This window comes from Catenuloplanes nepalensis (assembly GCF_030811575.1).
GTDB lineage: Bacteria > Actinomycetota > Actinomycetes > Mycobacteriales > Micromonosporaceae > Catenuloplanes > Catenuloplanes nepalensis.
Window position 1 is genome coordinate 3,182,888 of the sequence record NZ_JAUSRA010000001.1, and the last position, 26,858, is coordinate 3,209,745.

The 26,858-nt window shown below is 72.9% G+C and carries 20 protein-coding genes and 1 riboswitch; of the genes, 11 read left to right on the top strand and 9 right to left on the bottom strand.

Features of this window, described 5'->3' with window-relative positions; genetic code table 11:
- Positions 1 to 15: 15 nt before the first annotated feature.
- Together amcB and J2S43_RS13500 are read right to left on the bottom strand one after the other, a co-directional pair.
- Positions 16 to 282, bottom strand: a complete 267-nt coding sequence (amcB, locus tag J2S43_RS13495) for a cispentacin biosynthesis acyl carrier protein AmcB (protein WP_306829336.1) — start codon at positions 280 to 282, stop codon at positions 16 to 18.
- On the bottom strand, positions 279 to 1,946 hold the full coding sequence (locus J2S43_RS13500; RefSeq protein ID WP_306829337.1) for a beta-ketoacyl synthase N-terminal-like domain-containing protein: 1,668 nt from the start codon (positions 1,944 to 1,946) through the stop codon (positions 279 to 281). The genes amcB and J2S43_RS13500 overlap by 4 nt, the downstream gene beginning before the upstream one ends.
- Positions 1,947 to 2,278: 332 nt before the next feature.
- On the opposite strand from J2S43_RS13500, the gene J2S43_RS13505 reads away from it, so the two are divergent.
- Entirely contained in the window at positions 2,279 to 3,532 is a 1,254-nt protein-coding gene (locus tag J2S43_RS13505) for an MFS transporter (RefSeq protein WP_306829338.1), read from the top strand.
- A 6-nt stretch (positions 3,533 to 3,538) separates the two neighbouring features.
- On the opposite strand, the gene J2S43_RS13510 is transcribed toward J2S43_RS13505, so the two are convergent.
- Entirely contained in the window at positions 3,539 to 6,766 is a 3,228-nt protein-coding gene (locus J2S43_RS13510) for a non-ribosomal peptide synthetase (RefSeq protein ID WP_306829339.1), read from the bottom strand.
- 280 nt (positions 6,767 to 7,046) lie between these two features.
- On the opposite strand from J2S43_RS13510, the gene J2S43_RS13515 reads away from it, so the two are divergent.
- From J2S43_RS13515 to J2S43_RS13550, 8 genes are all read left to right on the top strand, one after another.
- A complete protein-coding gene (locus tag J2S43_RS13515) occupies positions 7,047 to 7,256 on the top strand; it encodes an MbtH family protein (RefSeq protein WP_306829341.1) in 210 nt (69 codons plus the stop codon).
- A gap of 4 nt (positions 7,257 to 7,260) precedes the next feature.
- Positions 7,261 to 8,013, top strand: coding sequence for a thioesterase II family protein (locus tag J2S43_RS13520; protein WP_306829342.1), 753 nt, complete (start codon positions 7,261 to 7,263; stop codon positions 8,011 to 8,013).
- 155 nt (positions 8,014 to 8,168) lie between these two features.
- The gene (locus J2S43_RS13525; RefSeq protein WP_306829343.1) at positions 8,169 to 9,806 is read left to right on the top strand and encodes a S1 family peptidase; all 1,638 of its coding nucleotides are present in this window, start codon (positions 8,169 to 8,171) and stop codon (positions 9,804 to 9,806) included.
- The gene (locus J2S43_RS13530; RefSeq protein ID WP_306829345.1) at positions 9,803 to 12,070 is read left to right on the top strand and encodes a serine/threonine-protein kinase; all 2,268 of its coding nucleotides are present in this window, start codon (positions 9,803 to 9,805) and stop codon (positions 12,068 to 12,070) included. The genes J2S43_RS13525 and J2S43_RS13530 overlap by 4 nt, the downstream gene beginning before the upstream one ends.
- A 16-nt stretch (positions 12,071 to 12,086) precedes the next feature.
- Complete coding sequence (locus J2S43_RS13535; protein WP_306829346.1) at positions 12,087 to 13,532, top strand: vWA domain-containing protein; 1,446 nt, start codon at positions 12,087 to 12,089, stop codon at positions 13,530 to 13,532.
- On the top strand, positions 13,529 to 14,647 hold the full coding sequence (locus J2S43_RS13540; RefSeq protein ID WP_306829347.1) for a GlnX family signal transduction membrane protein: 1,119 nt from the start codon (positions 13,529 to 13,531) through the stop codon (positions 14,645 to 14,647). Before J2S43_RS13535 ends, J2S43_RS13540 begins: the two co-directional genes overlap by 4 nt.
- On the top strand, positions 14,644 to 16,014 hold the full coding sequence (locus tag J2S43_RS13545) for an ABC transporter substrate-binding protein (protein ID WP_306829348.1): 1,371 nt from the start codon (positions 14,644 to 14,646) through the stop codon (positions 16,012 to 16,014). The genes J2S43_RS13540 and J2S43_RS13545 overlap by 4 nt, the downstream gene beginning before the upstream one ends.
- A 9-nt stretch (positions 16,015 to 16,023) precedes the next feature.
- Positions 16,024 to 16,353 (top strand): CU044_2847 family protein, encoded by a 330-nt coding sequence (locus J2S43_RS13550; protein WP_306829349.1) that lies wholly within the window; start codon positions 16,024 to 16,026, stop codon positions 16,351 to 16,353.
- A 15-nt stretch (positions 16,354 to 16,368) separates the two neighbouring features.
- Here the strand turns inward: J2S43_RS13550 and J2S43_RS13555 are convergent, their stop codons facing one another.
- Positions 16,369 to 17,373: a hypothetical protein gene (locus J2S43_RS13555; protein ID WP_306829351.1), complete on the bottom strand. Its 1,005-nt coding sequence runs from the start codon at positions 17,371 to 17,373 to the stop codon at positions 16,369 to 16,371.
- Positions 17,374 to 17,597: 224 nt separating this feature from the next.
- On the opposite strand from J2S43_RS13555, the gene J2S43_RS13560 reads away from it, so the two are divergent.
- Positions 17,598 to 18,845, top strand: coding sequence for a sugar efflux transporter (locus J2S43_RS13560; protein WP_306829352.1), 1,248 nt, complete (start codon positions 17,598 to 17,600; stop codon positions 18,843 to 18,845).
- 334 nt (positions 18,846 to 19,179) lie between these two features.
- On the opposite strand, the gene J2S43_RS13565 is transcribed toward J2S43_RS13560, so the two are convergent.
- Positions 19,180 to 19,437 carry an NAD(P)H-binding protein gene (locus J2S43_RS13565; protein WP_306829354.1) on the bottom strand — a complete coding sequence of 86 codons (258 nt, stop codon included), beginning with the start codon at positions 19,435 to 19,437 and terminating at the stop codon, positions 19,180 to 19,182.
- 187 nt (positions 19,438 to 19,624) lie between these two features.
- Here J2S43_RS13565 and J2S43_RS13570 point away from each other — a divergent pair, with 187 nt between their 5' ends.
- Positions 19,625 to 21,034, top strand: a complete 1,410-nt coding sequence (locus tag J2S43_RS13570) for a tetratricopeptide repeat protein (protein WP_306829356.1) — start codon at positions 19,625 to 19,627, stop codon at positions 21,032 to 21,034.
- 98 nt (positions 21,035 to 21,132) lie between these two features.
- On the opposite strand, the gene J2S43_RS13575 is transcribed toward J2S43_RS13570, so the two are convergent.
- The 4 genes from J2S43_RS13575 to J2S43_RS13590 form a co-directional block, all read right to left on the bottom strand.
- On the bottom strand, positions 21,133 to 22,194 hold the full coding sequence (locus J2S43_RS13575; protein ID WP_306829358.1) for an ABC transporter substrate-binding protein: 1,062 nt from the start codon (positions 22,192 to 22,194) through the stop codon (positions 21,133 to 21,135).
- A complete protein-coding gene (locus J2S43_RS13580; protein ID WP_306829360.1) occupies positions 22,191 to 23,012 on the bottom strand; it encodes an ABC transporter ATP-binding protein in 822 nt (273 codons plus the stop codon). The genes J2S43_RS13575 and J2S43_RS13580 overlap by 4 nt, the downstream gene beginning before the upstream one ends.
- Positions 23,009 to 24,040 (bottom strand): FecCD family ABC transporter permease, encoded by a 1,032-nt coding sequence (locus J2S43_RS13585; RefSeq protein WP_306829361.1) that lies wholly within the window; start codon positions 24,038 to 24,040, stop codon positions 23,009 to 23,011. The genes J2S43_RS13580 and J2S43_RS13585 overlap by 4 nt, the downstream gene beginning before the upstream one ends.
- Before the next feature lie 107 nt (positions 24,041 to 24,147).
- Positions 24,148 to 24,329, bottom strand: a riboswitch (cobalamin riboswitch).
- A gap of 91 nt (positions 24,330 to 24,420) precedes the next feature.
- Complete coding sequence (locus J2S43_RS13590) at positions 24,421 to 26,265, bottom strand: sensor histidine kinase (RefSeq protein ID WP_306829363.1); 1,845 nt, start codon at positions 26,263 to 26,265, stop codon at positions 24,421 to 24,423.
- Between the last annotated feature and the right edge of the window lie 593 nt (positions 26,266 to 26,858).

The following is a 26,858-nucleotide window of genomic DNA, read 5'->3' on the forward strand; positions in this document are numbered from 1 at the left end:
CGGTGCGTGCGGTGCTCAGGCGGCTTTCGCGCTCTGCAGCGAGCGGACGAGGTCGGCGACCGACTTCACGCTGGTGAAGTTCTCCGGGGTGAAGTCGGCGTCGGAGATGGTGATGCCGAACGTGTCCTCGCACTGCACGCGCAGCTCGACGAAGCCGAGGGAGTCCAGGCCGTAGTCGGTGCGCAGCCGGTCGTCGGCGTTCATCCGGTCGGCCGGGACCTCGACGAACAGGTCGTTGACCAGCATGTTCCGGATGGTGCGCTCGATGTCGTTGTCACTCATGGACGGTGCTCTCCTTGGTCGGGGGAGGTGATGCCGGGGGAGGTGATCAGGTAGGGAAGCCGTTCGAACGGGTAGGTGGGCAGGGGCACGCGGCGGCGCCGCTCACCGGTGTGCAGGGCGGCGAAGTCGACGCTCTCTCCGGCGGCCCAGCGCCTGCCGTCCGCGTGCTCGCCGCTCGTGCCGGTGCGCAGAGCCGTGATCGCCGCGGGCACATCCGGCGCGACCACGAACCGGCGCTCGGCGTGCGTCGCGCGGCCGGTCTGCAGCGTCCAGGCGACGTCGGCGAGGTCGATGTCCGGGTGCCGTTCGAGGTGATCGGCCAGCCTGCGGGCCGCCTCGTCCAGCGCCGGCGCGGTCCGCGCGGACAGCACCAGCAACTGCTCCGGCCGCCCGGGAGTGCCCGGAAGCGCGGCCGGCGCCTCGGCCACGACCGCGTGCGCGTTGGTGCCGCCGACCGCGAGCACGTTCGTGCCGGCGATCCGCGGCCGTCCGCCGGACTCCCACGGCACGGTCCGGTCGTTGACGACGAACGGGGAGGACGCGAAGTCGATCGCCGGGTTCGGCGCGTCGAAGTTGAGGCTGGCGGGCAGCACCCCGTGTTCCACGCAGAGCACCGTCTTGATCAGGCCGACGATCCCGGCCGCCGCGTCGGCGTGCCCGACGTTGCCCTTGACCGAGCCGATCCGGCAGAACCCCGCCCGGTCCGTGCTCTCGCGGAACGCCCTGGTCAGCCCCGCGACCTCGATCGGGTCGCCGAGCGCGGTGCCGGTGCCGTGCGCCTCCACGTAGCCGATCTCGTCCGCGCCGACGCCGGCCACCAGGTGCGCGGTCCGGACCGCCTCGGCCGGACCGGCCACGCCGGGCACGTGGAAGCCCATCGTGCGCCGGCCGTCGTTGTTCACCGCGGTGCCGCGGATGACCGCATGCACGTGGTCGCCGTCCGCCAGCGCCTCCGCGAGCGGGCGGAGCACCACCAGGCCGACCGCGCTCGCCCGCACGGTGCCGCGGCCCTTCGCGTCGAACGGGCGGCACCGCCCGTCGTCGGCGAAGATGTCGTCCGGGTCGTGATGCAGCGGCGGGACCTCGGCCGGCACCGAGGCACCGCCGGCGATCGCCATCGCGCAGTCGCCGGCGAGCAGCGCGCCGATCGCCACGTGCACCGCCACCAGCGAGGACGAGCAGGCCGACTGCACGGCCATGGCGGGCCCGGTCAGGCCCAGCCGGTACGAGACCCGGTTGGCGAGGAAGTCGACGTCGTTGCCCTGCTGGACGCGGGACTCGGAGACCGGGACACCGCTGGTGCGCGACCAGGTGCGGACCAGCGCGGCATGGTCGGTGATGGACCCGCCGACGAAGACACCGGTCGGCAGCCGTTCCGGGCCGCCGTGCCCGGCCCGCTCCAGGGCCTCGTGCGCGCACTCCAGCAGCAGCCGGTGCTGCGGGTCGGTGATCAGGGCGTCCTCGGGGGAGTAGCCGAAGAAGCCGGCGTCGAACAGCTCCGGGCCGTCCAGCAGGGCGAAGGACGGCACGTCCCCGTCCGGCACCGACTCCCGGCCCGCGCGCAGGTTGTCCCAGAAGGTCTCGACGTCCGGCGCTCCCGGGAAGCGGCCGGCCATGGCAATGACAGCGATGAAGCCGCTGTCGTCAACATCCTCAGTGTTCATTGGTGGTCTCCGGTCGGAATCGATCGGGACGCCGGCACGACGGAGAGAAACGCCGAACAGGCAATCACACTCGTAGAGGTGTGGCGCAGTGCCGGTTGGAGCCTAGTCACCCGATCCGGCGATCCCAGGAAATGAACTGGTGAACAACAGGCAGACATTCCGTGATGCATTCATTCATGCCGCGCACATTGACCGTTCGGCCTTTCACCACCGATGCTTGGCAGAATTTCTCGGGCGAATGACGCGCCAATCCAATTCAGACCTGTAAACAGGGAATTCGACATCGGCGGTCTGATTCGCACTCCATTGCCACCCCACCTCGAAGGACACCCATGCTCAAGACGACCGCCTGGCGCCGGAGCCTGTGGGCCGTCGCGGACTACCGCAACCTGTGGACGTCGCAGACCACCAGCCTGTTCGGCACCGGCATCACGTTGCTGGCCATGCCGCTGGTGGCACTGCTGCTGCTGGACGCCACCCCGTTCGAGATCGGCCTGCTCTGGGCCGTGGAGTACCTGCCCATCCTGCTCATCGGCCTGCCCGCCGGCGTCTGGGTGGAGCGGCTGCCACTGCGCGCCGTGATGATCGCGTCCGACCTGGTCCGGGCGGTGGCGCTGCTCGCCGTGCCGATCGCGCTTGCCCTCGGCATGCTGAGCATGCCGCTGCTCTACGTGGTGACCTTCCTGATCGGTCTCGGCACCCTGTTCTACGACGTCGCGCAGCTGTCCGTCCTGCCCACGCTGGTCGCCCAGGATCGCCTGGTCGACGCGAACGGCAAGCTGGAGCTGTCCCGCTCCGTCTCGCAGATCGGCAGCCCGGCCATCGGCGGCGTGATGGTGCAGTGGCTCACCGCCCCGCTGGCGGTGCTCGCCGACGTGGTCACCTACCTGGCCTCGGCGTACTTCGTGCTGCGCATCCGCAAGCCCCCGCCGGTCGAGGTGCCGGCCGTGCGGAACACCCTGCGCGGCGACATCGGCGAGGGCCTGCGCTTCGTCTTCCGGCACCCGCTGATGCGCCCGCTGCTGCTGTGCGCCACGCTCGCCGAGCTCGCCTCCGCGATCATCCTCGCACTTCAGGTGGTGTTCGCGACCGAGCAGCTGGCGCTGAGCCCGGCCGCGATCGGCGTCGCGCTCGCGGTCGGCAACGGCGGCGGCGTGGTCGGCGCGCTGATCGCGGAGCCGCTCGCCCGCCGGTTCGGCACCGGCCCGACGTTCATGGTGTCGATCGTGGCGTTCACCGCCGGATCGGCGATCCTGCCGCTCTCCACCGGCGCGGTCACGTTCGCGACCGGAATGTTCGTCGCCTATCTCGGCGCATTCGTCTTCAACGTCCTCCAGGTCAGCCTGTGCCAGGCCGTGACGCCCCCGCACATGCTGGGACGGATGAATTCGGTGTTCCGTTTCGCCACCTGGGGTGTCATTCCGATCGGTGCGGCCGGCGGCGGGCTACTGGTCGGCCACATCGGGCTTCCGGGCGTCTTCTGGATGGCCGCCGCCCTCAATGCGTTGTCATTTCTGCCGCCGTTGTTCTCCCGCATTCCCCGGCTTCGTGAGGTCGCTCCTCACGAAGCCGGTGCGCTGCTGTAGGACCATTCACGACGCATTTCGATTGGCCGCGCGCAGGGTTTCCCGGCGTGCGGCCAGCCGGGTGCGCCCGGCGCCGCGCAACACCGTCCGGCCGGGCCCGCCCCCGTCCAGATGCGCCGCCAGGTGCTCGATCGTCGCGTACTCGAAGAACGTCACGATGGACACGTCGTGGCCCCGCGCCGCGACCGCCCGCTGCACCTCGAACAGCAGCAGCGAGTGCCCGCCGATCTCGAAGAAGTTGTCGTCCAGCCCGACCCGGTCCAGCCGCAGCACGGCACACCAGGCCTCGGCCAGCCACCGCTCGGTCTCGGTGCGCGGCGCCCGGAAGCCGGGAGCGGGCTCGGCCGGTCCGAGCGGCGGCAGCGCCCGCTCGTCCACCTTGCCGTTCCGGTTGATCGGCAGCGAGTCCAGCACCACCACGTCGGACGGGATCATGTATCGCGGCACCCGGTCGGCGAGGTGCTCCCGGATCTGCTGCCGCAGTCCCGGCCGGTCCGCCGCCTCGAGGTAGGCGACCAGCCGCTTCTCGCCCCCGTCCGGGCCGGTCCTGGCCAGCACCACCGCGTCGGCGACCGCCGGGTGCGCGCGCAGCGCCTCGACGATCTCCACCGGCTCGATCCGGTAGCCACGCAGCTTGATCTGGCGGTCCCGGCGCCCGATGAAGTCGATCAGCCCGCTCGGCAGGTGCCGGGCCAGGTCGCCGGTGCGGTACATCCGGCTACCCGGTACGCCGGAGAACGGGTCCGGCACGAAACGGTCCGCGGTCAGCCCGGGCGCGCCGTGATAGCCGCGCGCCACGCCCGCCCCGCCGATCCACAGCTCGCCCGGCGCACCCGGCGGCACCAGCTGCCGCCACGCGTCCAGAATGTAGACGCTCACGCCGTCGATCGGCCGGCCGATGTCGGGTGGTCCGGCCGAGGCCCAAGCCGGCTCGATGTGTGCGGCCGGCTCGATCTGCCCGGCCGTGGTGGTCGCGGCCGCCTCGGTCGGGCCGTACTCGTTGAGCACCCGGAACGGCAGGCCCGCGGGCGGCCGGACCCGGAGCCGGTCACCACCGATGATCAGCGTCCGCAGCGCCGCCGCGGCCGGCCAGGGCAGTGCCAGCACCCGCTCGGCCAGCGCGGTGGGCAGCTCCGTGACGGTGATCCCCGCATCGGCCATCCAGGAGCGCAGCCGCTCCGGGTCGAGCTTGGTGTCCTGGTCGGGCACGTGCAGGACCGCGCCGGCGGTCAGCGTGGGCCAGATGTCCGTCACGGACGGGTCGAATCCGGGGGAGGCGATCTGGGCGACGTGGTCGGCCGGCCCGAGATCGCAGCGCCGGCGGCGCCAGGCGACCACGTTGGCCAGCGACCGGTGCTCGACCATCACGATCTTCGGCGCCCCGGTCGACCCGGACGTCGCGATCAGATAGGCGAGATCCTCGGGCGCGGCCGTGTCCGGCGCGCTGCCGGCTTGCGGCGCGCCGCCGGAGTCCGTACCGCCTTGGTGGATTCTGTGTTCCTGGGGTGTTCGTTCTTCGCGCGGCAGCCGGTCCATCAGCAGGCGCGCGACGTGGTCCGGCAGGCGGTGCCGGCGCGCGCTGTCCGTGACGATCAGGACCGCGCCGGCCGCATCGAACTGCCCGGCCAGGCGCGCCGGCGGATTGTCCGGGTCCAGCGGCAGGTAGGCGGCGCCGGCGCACAGCACGGCCAGCTCGGCGATCACCAGGTCCGCGCCGCGCGGCAGGCACATGCCCACCACCGTGCGGGGCAGCACGCCGTGGGCGCGCAGCACGGCGGCCAGCGCGTCCGCTGCGGCGACCAGCTCGGCGTAGCTGACCGTGCGGTCCCCGTCGCGGATGGCCGGCGCGTCCGGTGTGTTCCGGGCCTGCTCCCGGACCGCCCGGTGGACCGGGGGGAAGCCGGGCCGGTGGCGCTCCGGGTTCCACTCCTCCAGCAGCCGAACGCGCTCCTCGTCGCCGAGCACGTCCAGGGCGAACAGTGGCGCACCGGGCCGGGCGAGCGCGTCGGTCAGCAGGCGCAGGTATCCGTCGGCCATCCGGCCCATCGTCGCGCCGTCGAACAGGTCGGCGTCGTACTCCCAGAGCATGGTGATCGTCCGCTCGTCGCGCGCGAGCACCACGACGTTCAGGTCCGTCCGCGCCGCGCCGTTCCCGTGCTCGACGACCGTCCCGGCCGCACCGCCGAGGCGAAGCGGCGGAATCGGGGCGTCGTCCATGCTGAACAGGACGTCGGTCAGCGGGTTCCGGCCCGGCTCCCGGGCGGGATTGAGCGCCCGGACCAGCTCCGCGAACGGCAGCAGCTCGTCCTGGCGGGCGTCGCGCACCATGCGGTCCACCGCGCCGGTCAGCTCCGCGAAGCCGAGCGTGGCATCGACCTCGTGCCGCAGCAGCACCGTGTTGACGAGCGGCCCGATCAGATCCTCGGTGCCGGCCGGCCGGCCGGCGAACGACGATCCGACGCAGATGTCGCGCTGCCCGGTGCAGCGGTACAGGAACGTGTAGAACGCCGCGAGCATGGTGCTGAACAACGGCGTTCCGTGCGCGCGCAGCGCCGCGGTCAGCACGTCCGGCAGGTCCGCCCGCAGCGTCTCCCCGCGGAACCGCGGCGTGCCCGGCCTCGGGTGGTCCGTCTGCAGCTCCAGCCGGGGCGGAAGCTCGCCGAGCCGGCCGCGCACGCGGGCGAGCAGCGCGCCAGGCAGGGCCTCCCGCTGGGCGCGCGCGAAGTCCCGGTACCGCACCGGCGGGCCGGCCTGCTCGGTGACCGCGTTGTACAACGCCTCGAATTCGCGCATCAGCAGCGCGGAGGACCATCCGTCGTACAGCAGGTGATTCTGCACGATGATGATGTCGTATTCCTCGTCCGACAGCCGCACAACGGTCCAGCGAATGAGTGGCAGACGCGTCAGGTCGAACGGCTCGTGCAATTCCCGGGAGACGATCCCGGCCAGCATCCTCTGTTGTTCGTCGCGCACGTCGCCGATGTCGAGTCGCTTGACCGGAATCGGCTCCGGCGGATGCACCGTCTGCCACGGCCGCCCGTCCGACTCCACATAGGTGGAGCGGAGGATCTCGTGCCGCCGATGGAGCGCGGTGACGGCCCGGTCGACCCGGTCCAGGTCCAGCGGGCCGCGCACCCGGACCGTGACCAGCGCCTGATGGGCCGTGTCGTCCGGCGAGAACCGGTGCAGGAACCAGGCCTGCTCCTGCGGGAACGACACCGGATATAGTCGCAACGGTCCATTAGAGAATGTCACGTCGGGCACTCCATTGGCTGGGTCCATTGCGGTCCAAGTAGGCCGGACCGGCTCAGACCGTGTCAAGAAAAACGCACAGTACCGAGACCTGAACCATTACGAACTCTAATGTGAACGGATGCCAAAGACGCGCTGGTCACCATTGGTTTCCTTGACAGGCATGCATCGGGATGATCAAATGGTGACCGGGTCGAGCCTGATGGCGCGCATTCTCATTCGTTGTTCCCCGTTCGCCGGCACGGTTGGAGTGGGTCGCGTGATGAGCGGAAACCCGTTCGACGACGAAACGCGGGCGTACGTCGTGGTGGTGAACCAGGAGAACCAGCACGCCCTGTGGCCCGCGCCCGTCGGCGTGCCGGAGGGCTGGTCGACGGTCTTCGGCCCGGCCGCCCACGGCGACTGCCTCGCCTACGTCGACCGGTCCTGGACCGACATGCGCCCGCAGAGCCTCATCGACAGGCTGGGGTGACCGGATGGCCATCCTCGACGGCGACCCGTGGATCCGCCGGTTCCACCACGACGCGGACAGCCGCGTCACCCTCGTCTGTTTCCCGTACGCGGGCGGCTCCGCGTCCTGGTTCCACCCGCTCTCCGCTGCCCTGCGGTCCTCGCTCCAGGTGGTCGCGCTGCAGTACCCCGGCCGGCAGGACCGCCATGCGGAACGCCCCCGCACCACGATCGCCGAGCTGGCCGACGAGTCCTTCGCGGCGCTGCGCCCGCTGCTGACCCGGCCGGTGGCCTTCCTCGGCCACAGCCTGGGTGCCACCGTCGCCTTCGAGGTGGCCCGGCGCATGCGCGCCGAGCTGGATGCCGAGCCGGTGACGCTGTTCGCCTCCGGTCGCCGCGCGCCCTCCCGGCACCGCGAGGAGCGCACGTACCGCCTCGACGACGTGGGCCTCGTCGCGGAGCTGGCGGCGCTCGGCGGCACCGACCCGCGCATCCTCGGTGAGCCCGGCCTGCTCGCCATGATCCTGCCCGTGCTCCGCGCCGACTACCAGGCCGCCGAGACCTACCGCCTGCCGCCCGGCCCGCCGTTGACCTGCCCGATAGTCGTGCTCACCGGCGACGACGATCCGGTGGTCACCCCGGACGAGGCCCAGGCCTGGTCCGGCCACACCACCGGCGCGTTCGAGCTGCACACCTTCCCCGGGGACCACTTCTTCCCGGCCCGGCACACCGCGGCCCTGACCGCCCTCCTGCGCGACCGTTTGTCCTCCCCGGCCTGATCTTCTCCGTTTCGCTCCGGGTGTTCTCGGCGGCGTGACGCTTTGACGATCATCACCGCGTGAAGACAATATGTCCCTTCGATATGTCTTTTGTGCGACAGCGCCCTGACGTGCGTGTTCCTGCGGACCTTGTGCGCGCGGAATAGAGTCGCGACGTGCCCACCGACGCGTTCTCACTGCCGCCGTGGGTGGTCCGCGTCTGCGGTGACGACGGTGCCACGATCGGCGCGGGAATTCTTCTCCCCGGCGAGTTCGTATTGACCTGTGCGCATGTCGTTGATCCTTTTCCGGTGGCCGGCCGCATGCCGCCGCCGGTCCGGGTGACCTTCGCCGACCTGCCGGTCGACGACCGCGGGGTGCCGGCCGAGGTGGTGCCGGACGCCTGGGTGCCGCGCGACGAGTGCACCGGCGGTGACCTGGCCCTGCTGCGGGTTGCCGAGCCGTGCCACCGGCGCGCCGCGACGCTTCTCTCGGCCCCGCTGCCGGACGGTGCGGAACTGCGGGCGTACGGCTTTCCCGCCTCGATCGACTCGGGTGTGTGGGCGACCGTGCGGCCGGTCGCGCGCGGCGGCCCGTGCGGCGAATGGATGCAGCTGGAACCGGCCGGGCGAGGCGTTCCGGTGCAGCGCGGCTTCAGCGGCACCGGCGTCGTCGACCCGGTGACCGAGCGGGTGATCGGCATGGTGGTCAGCGAGTTCAAGGACGAGGGGATCGCGATCTCCTGGATGATCCCGGTCGACACGATCATCGGTTACCTGCCGATGATCCGCCGGTTCGCCGAGGGCCCGCCCGCGCTCGACGGCAGTTTCCAGAGCATCGCGGTCTCGACCGGGAACACGGACGTGCTGCCCGGCCAGCCGGACGCCGGCGACCGCCTGGCGCGCTGGCTGGCCGAGGAGGACGACGCACCGGCGCTGCTGGTCGTCGTCGCCGGCGACGCCGGGTCCGCGGCCTCGGTGGACGTGCACCGCGTGGTGCTCACCGCGGACCGCACGGAGGCCCCGGCGCTGCGGGCCGCCGGGATCGGCGGGCCGGACGTGCCGCCGGGCAGCGTCGACCTGGCCGTGGACGCGGCCGGCCTCGGCGCCGACGACCTGATCGAGCTGATCGCGCGCCGGGCCGGGGTGTCCCCGCCGGCCCTGCACGATCCGGGCGGCGCGCCGCCGATGACCGTCGTGGTGTCCGGCGTGGACGAGGCGCACGAGCCGGAGCGGCTGGTCCACGAGCTGCGGGACCTGATCGAGTCGAGGGAGGAGCGGGTCCGGGTCGTCCTGGTCTTCCGGCGCGGTGGCTCGGTCGCCCACCGGACGGCGGAGAAGGCCGCCAGCGGCTACCAGTCGGCCCCGCCCGACCCGTGGATCGACGCGCGCCTCGACGAGCTCGCGGCCCAGGAACAGGCCATGTGGGAGCGGTACGTGGAGACGGCCCGCCGGGTCGCCGACGTGCCCCGGCCCGGGCGCACGGCGGACCTGCTGCGGGCGCAGGCGGGGCAGCGGTCGAGGCATCCGTCCTTCCGGGACCGGATCGACGAGGCCCGGTCCCGGGCGGCCGCGACCGTGACGGCGCTCGACGCGCTGCTCGCCCGGCGCGCCGAGCTGCGGCAACTGCTCGGCGCCTACCGGGACCGGGCGATCCGGGCCGGCCACGTCGAGGACCGCGACCTCGACGAGCTGCACCGGGCCGCGTACCGGCTGCTCCACCGGAACCCGTGCGATCTGCCCGGCGCGGACGCGGCCGTGCGGCGGTACGCGGAGGCGATCAGAGACAAGGGTGTAAGGGGACCGCGGCGATGAGATGCAACCGGCCGGGATGCACCGGAGAGATCGACGAGACCGGTTTCTGCGGCGAGTGCAACCACCGTCCACTGCCACAGGCCGCACCGGACGCATCACCCGGCGGCTGCGGCGCACCCGGCTGCGGCACGACGGGCCGGCAGTGGTCGGTCAACGGCATCGTCACGATGCCGACCTGGCCGTCCCGCGACCCCACCAGCCGGATCATGGCACAGTCGACCGCGTTCGACGCGGTCCGCCGGTGCGGCCGGGACGGCTGCGACGGCCGGCTGAACCCGGTCACCGCCTCCGGCGCGCCCCGGGTCCGGGGCTTCTGCCCGAAGTGCGGCAAGTCGTTCTCGCTGGAGCCGAGGCTGAAACCGGGCGACCTGGTCGCCGATCAGTACCGGATCGAGGGCCCGCTGGCCCGCTCCGGGTTCGGCTGGGTGTTCCTGGCCCGCGACGAGCACCTCGACAACCGGTACGTGGTGCTCAAGGGCCTGGTCAACGCGAACGACGCACGCGCCGCCGAGATGGCGGTCCGGGAGCGGCAGTACCTCACCCGGCTCGACCACCCGAACATCGTCCGGATCTACAACGCGGTCACCCACTACGACGCGGAGATGGACGAGCACCTCGGCTACATCGTGATGGACTACATCGACGGTGACTCGCTACAGCAGTCCCGGCTGACCGCGCTGCGCGCCGGGGCCCGGTGCGGGCGGCGCGACGTCGACTGCGCCGCGATGCCGCTCGACCACGTCCTCGGGTACGGCCTGCAGATCCTCGCAGCCCTCGAATACCTGCACGATCAGGGCCTCGTCTACTGCGATCTGAAGCCGGACAACGTGATGCGCGGCGCCGACCGGATCGTCCTGATCGACCTCGGCGGCGTGACCGAGCCACCCGGCCGCGGCGGCGCGTTCACGCCACCGTTCGCGCCGTCGAAGGAGGAACTGAAGGAGCACGGCGCCACCGTGCGCTCCGACGTCTTCAGCCTCGGCAAGACCCTGGAATATTTGCTGCGCGCCGGAGTCGACAGGTCACCGGAGCTGGGCCGCGCGGACCCGGGCGGGATCTCGGTCGCGGCCGAGTCGTTCCGCCGTGCGATCCGGCGCGCCACCGCCGACGACCTCGAGGACCGGTTCGCCGGCGCGGCCGAGTTCGCCGAGCAGCTCACCGGCGTGGTGCACGAGCTGAACGGGCTTCGGCACGGCATCGAGTCGCGGGCGCCGTCCGCCCGGTTCGCGCCCACCTCCCGGCTCATCGACGCGGGCCTCGGATCGGTGCCGCCGCTGACCCGGTGGACCGCGCCGGCGGACCCGGCCGGGGCGGAGCGGCCACCGGAGCCGGAGGAGATCATGGCGGGGCTGCCGCTGCCCCGCGTCGACCCGGCCGACCCTGCCGCGCGCTACCTGGCCGGCGGCGACGACCCCGGCCCCCGGGAACTGCTCGGCCTGCTCGCCGCGGACTCCGCCGGCGACTCGGCCGAGCTGCTGCTGCGCGGTGCGCGCGCCCACCTCGAACTCGGCGACCCGGACGCGGCCTGGGAGATCCTGGACCGCGCCGCGGCCCTGCTGCCCGAGCCCGGTCACCGCTGGCGCCTCGGCTGGTTCCGCGGGCTGGCCGCGCTCGCCCAGCACCGCACCAAGGCCGCGCTCGACCAGTTCGCCGGCGTCTGCGACATGCTGCCCGGCGAGGCGGAACCGAAACTCGCGATGGCACTGTGCGCCGAGTCGCTGCAACAGAGCGACCGGGCCGAACGCCTCCACACCGCGGTCTGGCGGCGCGACCGCTCGATGGTCAGCGCCGCCTTCGGCCTCGCCCGGACCCGCCTGGCCCGGCAGGACCGCGACGGCGCGGTCGCGGTGCTGGACGAGGTCCCGGCGATCTCCCTGCACCGCGACGCCGCCCGGATCGCCGCGGTCCGCGCGCTCGTCGAACCGGTCGTGGGCCACGCCGCGCAGCCCGCCGACGTGCTGCGCGCCGCCACGCTGACCCGCCCGGACCGGTTGCGTCTCGACCACGGTGAGCCGGACGGCAAGGCCCGGCAACGACTCACCGCGCTGGTCCGGCAGATCGCGCTGGACACCGGCGTCACCGCCGCCGCGGCCGACCCGGTCGTCCTCGGCTCGCCGTGCACCCGCAACGGGCTTCGTGACCTGCTCGAACGCTCGCTGCGCGACCTGGCCCGGCAGGCCGCCGGGCCGGACGAGTCGGACGCGCTCGTCGACCTGGCCAACCGCGTGCGGACCCGCACCCTCCTCACCGGCTGGCGGCACTGATGAAAGGACCCCGCGCGTGAACGACCCGTCGCTGTTCTCGCTCTCGATCGGGCAGAACACGTTCGTCCCGATCGATGCCTCCGACCTGTACGCGATCCTGGCCGTGGAGTCACACGCCGACGGCGGCGCCGGGGCGCTGCCCGAGGCGGCCGAGGTGATCCTCGTCGACTCCTCCGGTTCGATGGAGCAGCCGCCGGCCAAGATGACCGCGGCCCGGCACGCGGCCGCCGCCGCGATCGACGCGTTGCGCGACGGCATGCGCTTCGCCGTGGTGACCGGCAACCACGAGGCCCGGCCGATCTACCCGCGCGGCGGCACCGCGATCGCGGACCCGCGCACCCGGGCCGAGGCCAAGGCCGCGATACGGCACATCATCCCGGGCGGCGGGACCGCGATGGGCACCTGGCTGACCGAGGCGCGCACGCTGCTGGCGCCGCACCACGGCGCGGTCCGGCACGCGATCCTGCTCACCGACGGGCGCAACGAGCACGAGACCCGCGCGGCGCTGAACGCGGTCCTGGACGCCTGCCAGGGCACGTTCTCCTGCGACGCGCGCGGGATCGGCGACGACTGGAGCCCGGCCGAGCTGATCCGGATCGCGTCCGTGCTGGGCGGCGGCGCCGAGGCGATCCGCGGCGAGGCGGAGCTGGTCGAGGACTTCACGGCGCTGGCCGGCGGCACCGGCGCCAAGCGGGTGGCGCAGGCACGGCTGCGGATCCGGACCGCGCACGGCGTCTCGGTCGCCGAGCTCAAGCAGGTCTTCCCGGCCAGCGCGGACCTGACCGAGCACCTGCGCCGCGTCGACGGGCGCACGGTCGAGGCCGAGCTCGGCGCGTGGGGCGGCACGGAGATCCGGGAATACTCCGTCCGGCTGGCCATCGGCACGGCCGGTGAGCTGGGCGAGGACTTCCGGGCCGGCACGGCGGAGGTGCTCACCGGGACCGACGGCGTGCGCCAGGGCCGGGCCGAGGCGATCGTCGTGCACCGCACCGAGGACACGGCGATCTCCTCCCAGGTGGACGCCAGCCTGGGGTACTACCAGCTGCAGGCGGAGACCGGCCGGGCGATCCAGGCCGTCGTCGAGCTGTGCCACGCGGAACGCTACGACGAGGCGGGGCGCGCGTGGGCCGAGGCCGACGAGCTGGCCCGGCTGGCCGGCAACGACGAGGCGGTCAAGCGGCTCGGCCGGATCGTCGCACCCGCGGGCGACGGCGGGCCGGTCCGGGTGCTGCGGCCACCGCGCCCCTACGACCTGCTGGCGCTGGAGATCTACCAGGTCAGGCCCGCGTCCCAGCCGCACCTGTCGTCCCAGCTGCAGACGCCCGGCGAGCCCGGCGAGCCCGGCGCACCGGTCGAGCGCGCGCACGGGGACCGCACCTGCCCGGCCTGCGGCTACCGGCCCACGCCGGAGGACGACTTCTGCGCCGACTGCGGCACCCCGCTGCCGGACGTGGCCGCATGACGAACCCGCCCGCGCCGGCGCGATCCCGGGCCTTCCGGCGCCTCGTCCTGCTGCGGTGGGCGCTGGTGGCCGCGACCGTGCTCGCGGTCGCCGCCTCGGTCACCGCGCTGGCGGTGGCGCACACCGACGCCGCCGCGGTCCGGGCCGGCACCGGCGCGGCGGTCCGCGGCGTGGCGGCGGCCCGGACCTCGCTGATCGCGGCGCACACGGCCGCGCTGCGCAGCTTCGCCAGCGGCGCGGCCGCGATCGCCGGGCCCGGCGTGACCTACCAGAACGAGATAGCGGTGGCCAGCCGGCAGCTCGGCGACGTGGCCGAGACCAGCGCCGGCGGTGAGGCCGTGCAGATCGTGCAGGGCCTGGTCGTCACCTACATGGGGATGATCGAGCAGGCGCACGTGTACGTGAACGCGAACCCGCGCGACCCGCTCGCGGTCGCCTACTGCCAATACGCCGGCAACCTGCTGCACGGCGAGATCCTGGTCCAGCTGGACGCGCTCGCGGTCGCGGAGTGGGAGCGGATGCAGGGCCTCGCCACGGTCGAGCGCCTGGCCGACGACCCGATCGGGCCGGACGGCCCGGCCGGTGGCGCGGACCCGCGGTGGGTGGCCGTGCACGCGTTCTGGGTGCTGAGCGTCCTGCTGCTGTTCGGGCTGCTCGCGTACACCCAGGTACTGATCTCCCGCCGGTTCCGGCGGACGCTGAGCCTGCCGCTGCTGCTGGCGACCGGGCTGGCCGTCGCGATCGGAGTGTCCGCCGGCCTGTCGCTGCGTGCCGACGGCAGCATCGACGAGGCGCACCGCGCGCTCGGCACGCTGGTCGCCGGCCGGCACGCCACCGACGACGCCCGGCAGAGCGACGGCTGCGCGGCGATCGCCGAGTTCAGCACCCGGCTCGCGGCCGGGGACCCGCAGGTGAGCGGCTGCCCGGCGACGGCCGCGGACGCACCCGACGCGGCGTCGCTCACCGCCGCCGCTTCCCGGGTGGAGACCGCCACGGTCGCGGCCGAGCGGACCGGCAGCATCGAGCTCATCGTGCTGCTCGGCGCGCTCACGATTTTGATGATCATGACTGGGATGCGCCACCGGATCGAGGAATACAGGTATCGCCCACGATGAGAAGACAAGCGCTCACCCGTACCCTCGCGGCGGTCTTGATCTGTGTCTCGGCCGTGCCGGCCGGCTGTGCCGGACCGCGGGACGCCGACCGGGCCATCGTCGTGCTCGGACCGTGGCTCGACAACGGCGCGCCGGGCGAGGACGACGAACGGGACCCGTTCCGGCGACTGCTCGACCGCTACGAGGAGGACCACGACGTCACGATCGATTACGAGGGTACGCGGGCCATCGGCCAGGCCGTGCGCTCGGCCGTGCAGAACGGCACACCGCCGGACATCGTGATCATGCCGAACGTCGGTGACCTGGCCTACTACGCACGCGAGGGCATCTCGGAACCGCTCGGCACGCCGGACGGCGCGAACGCGCCCGCGCTCACGCCCGGCGGGCTCGCGATCGACAACCGCGCCCTGTGGCACCGCTCCGCCGACGGCGACACCCGGGCGTACGCGGTGATGCTCAAGACCGACCTGAAGAGCGCCGTCTGGTACCGGCCCGCCGACCTCGCCGGCCAGGACATCCCGCGGACCTGGCCCGACTTCCTCGCGCTCACCGCCACGCTGGCCACGCCCGGCCGCGCACCGCTCTGCCTCGGCATGAGCGCGCCGTCCGCCCCGGGCTGGCCGGGCACCGACTGGGTCGAGGACCTGCTGCTGCACCAGGCCGGCCCGGACGTCTACCAGCGGTGGGTGTCCGGCGAACTGCCGTGGGCGACGGGCGAGGTGGCCGCGGCCTGGAACACCTGGACCGACCTGCTGCGCAGCAGACCGGTGGCGGCCTCACAGCCCCGCCGCGCGCTGCTCACCGGCTTCGGTGACGCCGGCGACGCGCTCATGCGCGGCGAATGCGCACTGTTCCACCAGGGCTCGTTCATCGCCGGCACCTACGACCGATTCCCGGCCGGCGACGACACCGCCCGACCCGGAGCCGACTACGCGTTCTTCCCGACACCGGCGGCCACGACCGGAACCGGGAAGGACGCCAGCGAGGTCAGCGCCGACTTCGCCGCGCTGCTCACCGACAGCCCCGCCGCGGCGTCGCTGCTGCGCTACCTGCACAGCTCCCATGCCCGCGACCTGTGGGTCACCGAGAGCAGCGGCGCGATCTTCGGGCCGGACGTCGACCCCGCGCACGCACGCTACGACGCGGTCGGCCGCGCCGTCGCCACCGAACTCCGCGACGGCGGCCGCCTCTGCCTCGACGCCTCCGACGCCATGCCGGCCGCGCTGTCCGGCGCGTTCCACCAGGCCGTCCTGGAACAGGTCGCCGACCCGGCCCGCGAGCCCGAACCGCTGCTGCGCGAACTCGACACGCTGTCCGCCACCGACGCCGTCGCCGCCGACCGGCTGCGCCTGACCTGCACCGACTGAGAGGTCCGCATGACCCAGCTGCTGCGTTTCCCCACCGCCGACGGCCAGGTGGTGGTCGAGGTCTCCGAGACCGAACCGGGGGTACGCCCGGCGGGCCGCACCTCCGGCACGGTCACCGACGTCGGCCGCCGCTTCGAGGACGCGCTGGCCGAGGTCCGTGACGCGGCCGCCAGCGCGCTCGACGTCTTCCGCGACGGCCGCCTCAACCCCGACGAGGTGACGATCACCTTCGGCGTCCGCCTCAACGCCGAGGCCGGCGCCGTGATCGCCAAGACCACGGTCGAGGGCCACCTCACCGTCCAACTCCGCTGGGGCGCCACCGACACCAAACCCGAATGACCCCCGGCGAACCCACTACCCAGCCGCGATCTCCTCGATGAGGGCCAGTTCCGATACGCCCGCCCCGGTCTCGAACAGCCGGTGGGTCTCCGGGGTGTTCGCGGTCTGGTAGACGTAGCGGTAGATCTTGAGGGTCGGCTGGCCGGTGCGGTCACGCCACAGCCGGGCCAGCGGCACCTTCGACGCCGGCGGCAGCGACTCGTCGTAGCGCAGCGCGCCGGGCCAGGCGTAGAACACGCCCAGGTAGGCGTCGCGGGTCGCGGTCAGCCCGATCACCTCGTTGTGGCCGGTGACCAGGGCATTGGCGCTCTTGGCGGTGTTCTGCAGCAGCACCATCTGGTCGAGCGCGGCGCCGACCTCCGCCTGCGTCAGGTCGCTGTCCGCGGCGACGGTCGGGTTCGGGCCGGCGGTCCCGGTCTGCCCGTCCTCCCCGTAGATCGCCAGCTTGCGGGCCTTGCCGTCGAGTTCGTGCAGCACGTGGCCGTGGATCTTGGTCCAGTCGAGCAGGAAGCCGAACTGGCGGCCGCTGAACGGCATCAGTGACGTGTCGGACCGAATGTAGGAGTACTTCTCCGAGTTGTACTGCCGTGCCTTCAGCGTGGCGCGGGGCGTGCCCACGGCCGGGATCTCGGGATCGATGTAGCTCTTCAGCTCCGCGAACTGCGCGAGCGGGTCGGCGCCGCTCTCCTGCCGGGCGACGGCCCGCAGGAGCAGGCCGCCCCCGTGGCGCTCCGCGGACGTCCTGCCGAACTGCGCGATGACGGCGTCGCCCTCGGGCTGGGACGCGCCCGGCTTCGCGACCTCCACCGGTTTCGGTGTGGCGCCCTCGACGGCCGCGGCGATCCGGTCCATCAGCGCCGACATGGTGCTGCCGGCCTCGGCCTCCTCGACCACGGTCATGGCGGCCTGCCGTGCCCGGCTGGTGAGGGTCAGGTCCTCCCGCAGCTTCGTGCGGGTCGCATCCTTCCACTTGCCGAGGGCTATCACGTTCATCGTCTTCTCGGTCGCCGTTGTGGTCATCCGCCGTCTCCCTCGCTCGGCCGCGCCTCCGTCGGACGCGGCACGGAACAGGACGTGGGCCGGCCGGCGTTTGATACCGGCCTGCCCGTCCGGCATGCGGCAACAGCCGCTCTCGGGCATCGACACGTCGGCATGAGCGCGGCATCTCCACCCGGCCCGGTCCGCTCCCGACGACGGCGGATAAACCGGTGTCGCCGAATGCTTCCGGACGGTACGACTGATCGATGTCCTTTCTCGCGTTGTTCGCCGCCGTTCTGCTGCTCGGCGTCGCGGACTCGATGATCAACTCCTATATCGTGCTGTTCGGTGCGGACGAGGTCGGCCTGACACCGTTGCAGATCGGCGTGTGGTCGTCGGTGTTCGCCGTCGCCGGCATGGCCGTCAGCTGGTGGCTGGGCCGGCGGTTCGATCATCGGCCGGCCCGCGTCTACGCGATCACGGTGATCCTGATCGGCGCCGCCGGATACGTGCTGCTGCCCCGGGTGTCGAGCTTCCCGGTACTGCTGGTGATGGCCGCGACCGTGCTCGGCGCGATGGGCGCGGCGTTCCCGCAGCTGTTCGCGCTCGCCCGCGCCGTTCTCGGCGAGGGCGCGGCCGGGCAGCGCTCCGCGCCACTGCTGCGCACCGCCTGGTCTCTCGCCTGGGCCGGCGGGCCTCTGCTCGGCGCGCTGATGCTGTCCTGGGGCGGCTACCGCGCTCTGATGTGGACGGCCGCCGCGGTGTTCCTCGCCAGCGCGCTGATCGTGCTCACCGTGCCGCCGCCCGGGCCGGTCACGGTGACGGGCGCGTCCCCGGGCGGCACGCCGGTCCTGGTCACCGCGGCCGTCACGCTGTTCTTCACCGCGATGTTCGCCGGCAGTCTGGCACTGCCGCTGTTCGTCACCCGCGCGCTGGACCAGGGCCCGGCCTCGGTCGGCGTGCTGTTCAGCGTGTGCGCCGCCGTCGAGGTGGTCGCCACGCTCGGCCTGACCGCCATCCCCGAACGGTTCAGCCAGCGACTGCTGATCCTCGGCGGGTTCGGCGCGTTCACCTGCTACTTCGCGGTGACCGTGGTGTCCACCGGCATGCCGATGCTGATCGCCGGGCAGGTCCTCCGCGGCGTCGGCATCGCCGTCGTCGGCGCGGCCGGCATCCGCTACTTCCAGGACCTCCTCGCACCGGCCACCGGGCGCGCCACCACCCTGTTCTCCAACGCGACCGCGGCCGGCCTGCTGGTCTCCGGCGTCCTGGCCGGCGTGACGGTCGAGCAGTTCGGATACCGCACCACGCTGCTGCTCTGCGGCGTGACGGCGGCACTCGGCGGTGTCCTCTTCGCCCTCGGCTCGGGCGGCACGCACCGGTTCCGGCGAACGGCCGCACACAGTGGACGACCGCCCGACGCGCGCGGGCCGAGCCGAACGGCGCGCGTTCTCCTCCGCGGTCCCCGCCCGGCCGGGAACGGGTCGCGTGACGAGCGGAAATCCGTTCAATGACAAACGCGGGGGTACGCCGTGGCGGTGCTCCACGAGAATCAGCACGCCCTGTGCCATTCACTCGACCGTCCACAGCTCCGCGCGCTGGTGCCGGCGACCACCAGCACCCTGGCGGCCGGGTCGCGCACCGCGATCGCATGGATGGAACCGAGGCTCTCGGACTTCAACTCGGGCGGGTCCCCGGCCGGGCGACGCCTCGGTGCTGCCCGCGATCAACTCGCTGCTGAATCTGCTGCCCGTGAGCGTGCGCACGCACGTTGTCTGTGCCCGCACCGCGGACACCGAGCCCGAGGCGGGCCTCTGACACCGGAGTCGTGCGGCGCTGCCGTGACGGTCAGTTGCTGATCGCGGGTGCGGCGTGGTGGAACCGGTCGTCGGTCAGTTGCGCGGCGGTGAAGGCGGCGATGTCGGCGCGGGTGACGGCCATGCCGATCCGGTCGGTGCCGAAGAAGCCGTACCGTTTGACGCCCTTCTTCGGGCCGTCCGTGGGAGCGCTGAAGCGGACGATGGTCCAGTCCAGGCCGGCCGCCGTGATGAGGCCGGTCATGCCGAGTAGTTCCCGGTAGGCGCGGGGCAGCATGGTGCGGCCCATGAACCCGACGTGGGGTAGATCAACGAGCGGAGTTGATCTACCCCACGTACCACTCAATGATCCTTTTGGCCGATCTTAGCCTGGATTGCCAGAAAAGCTCCGCCCGATGACGGTGACGCCGGAAGGGCTGTGAATCCGTCGGGGAGACGCCGGGTGCGGGGTGGTGCCGCCCTGATACACCGGGATCATGGGATCTGCGGAGTTCGACCCGGCGCGGGCAGTGGAGGCGCAGCTCGTGGCGGCGCTGCGTGTGCAGATGGACAATCTCATGCGGTACGAGCAGTGGATTCCGGACGCGCCCGTGTCCGCCGTGTCCCTGGTGGACAGGTACCGGGTCCTCGCCGCCGGCGATCCCGCCTACCGGCCGGATCTGGCCGGGCTGCTGACCACCGCCTCACGGCACCTGGGCAGCGTGGGCCGGGAGACCGAGGCGCTGCCGCCGGCCGAGGAGTCGGTGGCCCTGCACCGCGAACTCGGTGACGAGCCGGGCCTGGCCACCGCGCTGGACAACCTCGCGTTCCGGCTGACCCGGTCCCGGAGGCCGGCCGAGGCCAGCACCGCGCTCGTCGAGGCGGTGGAGATCCGGCGGCGACTCGTGGCGGCCGACCCGGACCGGTACCGGGCGGCGCTGGCACGCTCGCTGTTCGGCTTCGCGGCCGCCGACCCGCACGGATCCGCGTACCACGAGGGTCTGGTGCTCCTCCGGGAGTCCGGCGACTCGGACCCGGGCGGCGTCGCGAAGGCGCTGATGGCGCTGGACGTCCTGCGGGCCGGGCAGTCCGGCCTGGACCATGACCGGGTGCAGGCCCACGTGCTGCTCGGTGAGCAGGCCTCCGGCCCGCTGGAGAGCGCCGAGGATCGGGCCGGTTTCGTCCGGAACCTGCGGGTCGTCAGCCTGGCGCTGGCGCAGGCGGGCTCGGGCGAGGCGGCCGAGGTCGGGTTCGGCCTGGTCCTGGCCGTGGGCCGCCCACTGCTCGCCGACCCGGCACACGCGGAGGACATCGTCTTCTCCGTCGCGCGGATCGCCGGGGCACGCGATCGGGCGGCCACGGTGGCGCTGTGGGAGGAGACGATCGCCTGGCTGCGCACCACCACGGGCACCGAAGCGGCGCTCGCCGACGCGCTGGCCCGCCTCGCCCAGACCTTCAACGGCCTGGCACGGTACGCGGAGGCGCTGCCCCCGGCCCAGGAGTCGGTGTCGCTGCGCGAGCATCTCGGACGGGCGGATCTGGCCCTGTCGCTGAGCACGCTGGCGACCGCGCTCGCCCACCTCGACCGCCCCGCCGAGGCGATCGCCGCGTCCGGCCGTTCGGTCCTGCTGTCCCGGCACGAGGTCCGCGACGATCCGGGGCTGCTCGGCGCGGCGCTGGCCGACGCGTCCGCGACCCTGGCGCGGGCCGGCCGCCCGAAGGAGGCGCTTGAGTCGGCCAAGGAGTCACTCCAGCTGTACCAGGCGCTGAACGTCCAGACCCGCGGCGCGTACCGGCAGGACGTGATCTTCAGCCTCCGCGACGTCGCCACCCGCTACGCCGAGCAGGGCAAGAACTTCCGGGCCCGGATGTTCGCCGCCCAGGCGGACGCGCTCGAGCGCTCCTGACGTGGCCGCGGGCTTGCACGTGCCCCCGGCGCACGGTGCCGGATGGTGCGGCCGAGGACAGCCGGACGGTCTCGGCTGCGTCCCGGCCGTGACCCGGGTCAGCGCAGCCAGGCGTTGCCGGGCAGGTCGCGCAGCTTCGTCAGGTCGAGCGTCGGCGTGATGTCCGATGCGGGGGCGAGGCCGAAGTGCTCGACGGACTTCCGTACCCATTCCGCGGAGTCGATGTTCATCGGGCCGGAGACCCACAGCGCGTACGGCAGGTTGACGAACCGTTCCTCCTTGACCGCGCGCAGGTTCCTCGACGCCGGGTTGGCCTTCAGCACGTCCACCTTCTGCTGGTAGGTCTGCCCGGAGTAGTCGACGAAGAAGATGACGTCCGGGTCGGATGCGGCGAGGCGCTCCCAGCCGACCTCGGTCCAGGTGTCCTCGACGTCCGCGGTGGCGTTGGTGACGCCGGCCGCGTCGAAGACGGCCTGCGGGCCGCCGAACGATCCGGAGGTGAAGATCGCGTCGGTGCCGGAGTCGAACAGGAACGCGGTCGGCGTCTCCGCGGCCTTCGGGGCCGCGGCCAGCGCCGCGCGACGCGTCTCGATGTCGGTGACGACCGCGTCCGCGGCCGGCCGGTGACCGGTCAGCTCGCCGATGTTGCGCAGGTCGGTGGTGAGCGCGGTCCAGGCGTCCATCGTGCCGCGCGCGCCGTCGTCCTGCTTGCAGGTCTCGCTCAGCAGGTACGTCTTGATGCCGTGCGTCGTCAGGTCCTCGGGCATCAGGTTGCGCGACTCGCTGAACCCGTAGCCGTACCCGGCGAACATCATCTCCGGGTCGACCGCCAGCACGTTCTCCAGCGTCGGGTACTGGTCACCGACCACGGTCAACTCGTCGACCCGCGCGTCCGGGTAGGCGAGCCGCAGCACGTCCCGGTCGCGGTCCACGCCGGTCACGGCGACCAGCTGGTCGCGGGCGCCGGCGGCCAGCACGATCGAGATGATCCCGCCGTCGTACGCGTACAGCCGGGTGACCGGGCCGTCGACGCTGACGTCCTGCCCGCAGTTCCGCACCGTGATCGCGCCGGCGGCATCGGTGGCCGCGTTCTCGGCGGCACACGCGGACAGACCGAGGACAAGGGCGACACCCAAGGCGACGCGGGTACGTGTGGTCATGCCGGTGATCGGTCCTCTCGGGGATGGATGAGCAGGTGAAGCTGCGGCCGCTGCGGGTGGGGCACCTGCACGGATCCGACGCCGAAGTGCGACTCCACGTGCGCGGCGCTGAGCACCTCGCCGGGGGGCCCGAACGCGACGATCCCGGCCGGTCCGGTGTTGTCGTCCCGCCAGCCGACGACCGCCAGCAGGTCGAAGAAGCGCAGCGCCAGATCGAGGTCGTGCACCGTCGCCACCAGGGTCTGAGCCTGTGCGGCGAAGACCTCCAGGAGGTTGAGCTGCCAGGCGACGTCGAGGTGGTTCGTCGGCTCGTCGAGCAGCATCACCGGGCACCGCTGCACCAACCCACGCGCGAGTACGGCCCGGCGCCGTTCGCCACCGGACAGCTGATCGCAGGCGGTGTCGATCCGGCCGGCCAGCCCGACCGCGTCCAGCGCGCCGCGCACCAGCTCGTACTCGGCGCGGCCACCGCGCGCCCACGGCCGGGTCTGCGGCACCCGGCCGAGCGCGACCATCTCGCCGACCCGCAGCTCCGCGGTGACCACGTCCTCCTGGGGCACGAACGCCAGCCGCCGGGCGCGCTCGCGGGCGGGGAGCCGGCGCAGGTCGGCGAGCCCGCCACGGCCGTCCGCGATCAGCGCCGTCCCTTCGCTGGGCCGCAGCACGCCGGCCAGCACCCGCAGCAGCGTCGTCTTGCCGGCGCCGTTCACCCCGACGATCCCCAGGCGCGCGCCGTCCGGCACCTCGAGGTCGACGTCGCGGAGCACGGTCCGGCCGCCCAGCCGGGCGGAGACGCCGTCCAGGCGCAGCGCGGTCATCGCTCACCGCCGAACCGGTACTGCACCCGGCCCATCAGCAGCAGGAACAGGGGAGCGCCGAGCACACCGGTGACCACGCCCAGCGGGATCTCCTGCGGGCGCACCGCCACCCGGGCGAGCACGTCCACCCAGACCAGGAAGACCGCACCGGCCACGGCCGCGACCGGCAGGACGACCCGGTGCCGGGCGCCGACGACCAGCCGGGCCGCGTGCGGGATGATCAGCCCGACGAAGCCGACACCGCCGCTGACCGCGACCAGCACGCCGACGAGCACGGACAGCCCCACGAACAGCGTGGTGCGCAGGCCGGCCACGTCGACGCCGAGCGCGGCCGCGGTCTCCGGCCCGGCCGCGAGCGCGTCCAGCCAGCGGTGCACGGCCAGCATCCCGGCCGCGGCGACTCCGACGAGCGCCGCGGGGATCCAGAGCTTCTCCCAGGTGGCCCCGCCGACGCTGCCCAGCATCCAGAACATCACCGAGTTCGCCGCGCGCGCGTCGTCGCTGAGGAACACCAGCAGCGAGGCGATCGCGGACAGCCCGGAGGAGAGCACCACGCCGGACAGCACCAGCCGCAACGGCGTCAGGCCGCCCTGCGCCGTGGCGATCGCGAAGATCAGCACGGCCGAGCCGACCGCGCCCAGCAGCGCCCCGGCCGACACGGCGTGGACGCCGAACCCGGCGAGCGCACCGGTGGTGATCGCGGCCGTGGCACCGACCGACGCGCCCGAGCTGATGCCGAGCAGATACGGATCGGCCAGCGGGTTGCGGACCAGCGTCTGCATCCCGGCACCGGCGATCGCCAGCCCCGCTCCCACCACCACCGCCATGAGCGCCCGCGGAAGGCGCAGCTCCCACACGATGACGTCCCAGCGGCCCGGCGCCACACCACCGAGCCGGTCGGTGACCGCCGCGACGACCTCGGCCACCGGGATGCTCTCCGACCCGAACGCCAGCGAGCCGACCACGCTGAGCACCGCCACGACGGCCAGCGCGAGCACGAGCGGCCAGAACGGCAGCCGGCGCTTCACGCGGTCGCTCCGCGTCCGGCGCTGACGCGACGATCACGGACGACGGTCGGCAGCGGGTCCACAGCGGGGGGCCTCTCGGGTCTTGAGACCCTGATCGCGAGAGCCCACGGACAGCACGTGAGCCGACAGGTCTTCGGACTCGGGTTCCACCGGCGGCTCGGCCTTCCCAGGAAGAATCTCCCAGTGGCGTGTTCGTGCCGCCGTCGCCCTTACCGCTGCGCGCCAGTCCCGGATTCCCACCGGAGTTCCCTGGCATCCATAGGATGCGGTCGACTCGCGCCGGACACTAGCACGCCCCCGTCCGCGCCCGGACATCGGCCGCACCGGCGACCCGCGCCGTCCCGGTCGCCGGAGGCGGAGGTCCGGCTGGATCCGGCGGGTCAGCAGATGTCGGCGGGGGAGCGGGCGGTGTCGGCGGCCGGGGCGGTGCCGGTGGGTGGCAGGGCGGGGAGGGTGAAGTGGAAGCGGCTGCCGCCTCCGGTGTTGGGGGTGACGGCGATGGTGCCGCCGTGGCGGGTGACGATGCGGTGGCAGATGGCCAGGCCGAGCCCGGTGCCGGGGTAGCCCTCGCTGCCGCTGGCCCGGGTGAACGCGGCGAAGACGCTCTCGTGCTGGCTGTCCGGGATGCCGATGCCGTGGTCGGCGACGTCGATGCGCCAGGAGCCGTCGCCGAGCTGCCGGGAGCTGATCTCGATGTGCGCGGCGCGCCCGTACCGTGTGTATTTGATGGCGTTTCCGATTAGATTGTCCAGAAGCTGGCGGAGCATGCCGGGATCGCCGTGGACGGTGGGCAGCGGCCCGATCTCGATGTAGGGGCGGTCACCGGCGATGGGGGCGAGGCGTTCGGTGACGATGTCGGCGACCAGCGCGCCGAGGTCGACCGGGCTGCGGTGGACCGTGCTGCTGTCGGCGGTGGCGTAGGAGAGCAGGTCGTCGATGAGGACCCGCATCCGGGCCGCGCCGGTGCGGATCCGGCCGAGCAGTCCCCGCTGGTCGGCGTCGAGCACGTCGGCGGTCTCGTCCGCGAGGACGTCCGCGTACGCGGTGATCGTCGACAGCGGGCTGCGCAGGTCGTGTGCGACCACGCCGGCGAACCCGCGTAGTTCGCCGGTCCGCTGCCGTAGCTCGGCCTCGACCCGCTCGCGGCGGATGATGTCCTCCTGCAGGGCGGCGGTGGCCTCGTCGACCTTGCGCAGGATCCGGGCCCGGGAGGCCAGGACCAGGCCGACCAGCGCGGTGAGCAGCGCCGTCACCACCGTGCCGACCGCGATCGCGGCGTCGTCCAGGCGGGTCTGGGTGCTGTCGAGCAGCCGGTCCGTGGCCGTGACCATCAGCCGCCAGGTACGCGCCGGGACGTCGACGTCCACGGTCCGGGCCGCGGGCCGGTGCGGCCGGCCGGAATCCCACGACGCGACCGGGGCGGGCGGGCTGACCGAGGTGTCGGTGAGCGTGACCGCGGCGGCCCGCCCGGCGACGTCACCGATGGTGTCGGTGAGGAAATCCCCGGCCCGCATGGCGAGGATGAGGAACCCGCGCAGCCGGCCGGCGTCCGCGCTGCCCGCGGGCGCCCACACGCCGGCGGCGAAGACGAACGCCTGCTGCTGCAGCCGCACCGGCAGATCCCGGTCCTTGAGCAGGACGTAGCTGCTGCTGACGGTGATCTCGCGGCTCTGCCGGGCCAGCGCGATCGCGCCGGCGGCCTGGGCGCTGCCGGTGAGGTCCCGGCCCAGGTGTGGCCGGGTGCCGTCCAGCGTCCGCGACAGCACCACGAACAGGTGCTCGCTCCGGCCGGCGGTCGGCTGCAGGGTCAGGCCCGGGCCGGTGCGGGCGCGCCACTGCTCCTGCAACGGCGCGACCTGCGCGGCGCCGGCCGGGACGACGAACGCGACGCCGCTGGCACCGGGCAGCCGGGTGCCGTCCAGCGGGGCGGTGATCGTGGCGAAGTCCTCCGCCCGCAGATCCTGCTGCGCGGCGGCGGCCGCGGCCAGATCCTGCAACGCCAGCGTGTACTGCCGCAGATATCCCTCGACCGCGCCGGTGACACCCCTGGTGTGCTCGTCCAGCGCCTGCGCGGCACGGTCCTGCTCGATGCTGCGCAGCGCCCACACGGCCAGCCCGGTCCCGGTCCCGCCCAGCAGCACCACCAGCGCCAGCACCGCCGGCGCACGCCGCCCGATCGACAACCGCGGCCACGACGGGGCGATGATCTCCCGCAAGCGCCTCACAGTAGAACGGTAGAAGACGAGCAGCGGCCCCGGAACCGGATCGGTCCCACGGGCCCGCCGGTGTGCGCCGAGTGTGCCCGTCCATCCATTCCCGTCCCGAATCTTCCGGCTCCGGCCGTCGCACGCGATGCCGTCGCACGCGATGCCGTCGCACGCGATGCCGTCGCACGCGATGCCGTCGCACGCGATGCCGTCGCACGCGATGCCGTCGCACGCGATGCCGTCGCACGCGATGCCGCCGCGCACGGTGCCGTCGCGCGACCGGCCGGTGCCAGGGAACGACGCGGAGGTCCGCAAGTGGCCATCTGCGCCCGGACGCGGCGCCGTGCCGGTCGTTTCGGTCGCCTGCGACTCCGTTGCCCATTCGGCATCGGAAGCCGCGAGCCCTGCCCGGAGACCGGAAGCATCAGCCCGAAATTTCGTATTATTTCCGCCATAGCTCGGACAGCGTCGAACGGAAGCCGGCATGAGTGGTCGTGCTGTCGCGACCACTCATGCCCGAAGGATCATTGACCGACACGAAAGAGAGGTCAACTTCGATATTCGACCTCTCTTTCGTGTCGGTCAATGATCCTTCGCCGCGAGCCACCGCC

Excerpts from the sequence above, each read along its gene's own strand:
- J2S43_RS13570 (WP_306829356.1), top strand. The coding sequence starts at position 19,625 with ATGGGATCTGCGGAGTTCGACCCGGCGCGGGCAGTGGAGGCGCAGCTC.
- J2S43_RS13500 (WP_306829337.1), bottom strand. The coding sequence starts at position 1,946 with ATGAACACTGAGGATGTTGACGACAGCGGCTTCATCGCTGTCATTGCC.
- amcB (WP_306829336.1), bottom strand. The coding sequence starts at position 282 with ATGAGTGACAACGACATCGAGCGCACCATCCGGAACATGCTGGTCAAC.
- J2S43_RS13545 (WP_306829348.1), top strand. The coding sequence starts at position 14,644 with ATGAGAAGACAAGCGCTCACCCGTACCCTCGCGGCGGTCTTGATCTGT.
- J2S43_RS13550 (WP_306829349.1), top strand. The coding sequence starts at position 16,024 with ATGACCCAGCTGCTGCGTTTCCCCACCGCCGACGGCCAGGTGGTGGTC.
- J2S43_RS13530 (WP_306829345.1), top strand. The coding sequence starts at position 9,803 with ATGAGATGCAACCGGCCGGGATGCACCGGAGAGATCGACGAGACCGGT.
- J2S43_RS13580 (WP_306829360.1), bottom strand. The coding sequence starts at position 23,012 with ATGACCGCGCTGCGCCTGGACGGCGTCTCCGCCCGGCTGGGCGGCCGG.
- J2S43_RS13520 (WP_306829342.1), top strand. The coding sequence starts at position 7,261 with ATGGCCATCCTCGACGGCGACCCGTGGATCCGCCGGTTCCACCACGAC.
- J2S43_RS13565 (WP_306829354.1), bottom strand. The coding sequence starts at position 19,437 with ATGGGCCGCACCATGCTGCCCCGCGCCTACCGGGAACTACTCGGCATG.
- J2S43_RS13505 (WP_306829338.1), top strand. The coding sequence starts at position 2,279 with ATGCTCAAGACGACCGCCTGGCGCCGGAGCCTGTGGGCCGTCGCGGAC.
- J2S43_RS13560 (WP_306829352.1), top strand. The coding sequence starts at position 17,598 with ATGTCCTTTCTCGCGTTGTTCGCCGCCGTTCTGCTGCTCGGCGTCGCG.
- J2S43_RS13555 (WP_306829351.1), bottom strand. The coding sequence starts at position 17,373 with ATGACCACAACGGCGACCGAGAAGACGATGAACGTGATAGCCCTCGGC.
- J2S43_RS13515 (WP_306829341.1), top strand. The coding sequence starts at position 7,047 with ATGAGCGGAAACCCGTTCGACGACGAAACGCGGGCGTACGTCGTGGTG.
- J2S43_RS13540 (WP_306829347.1), top strand. The coding sequence starts at position 13,529 with ATGACGAACCCGCCCGCGCCGGCGCGATCCCGGGCCTTCCGGCGCCTC.
- J2S43_RS13575 (WP_306829358.1), bottom strand. The coding sequence starts at position 22,194 with ATGACCACACGTACCCGCGTCGCCTTGGGTGTCGCCCTTGTCCTCGGT.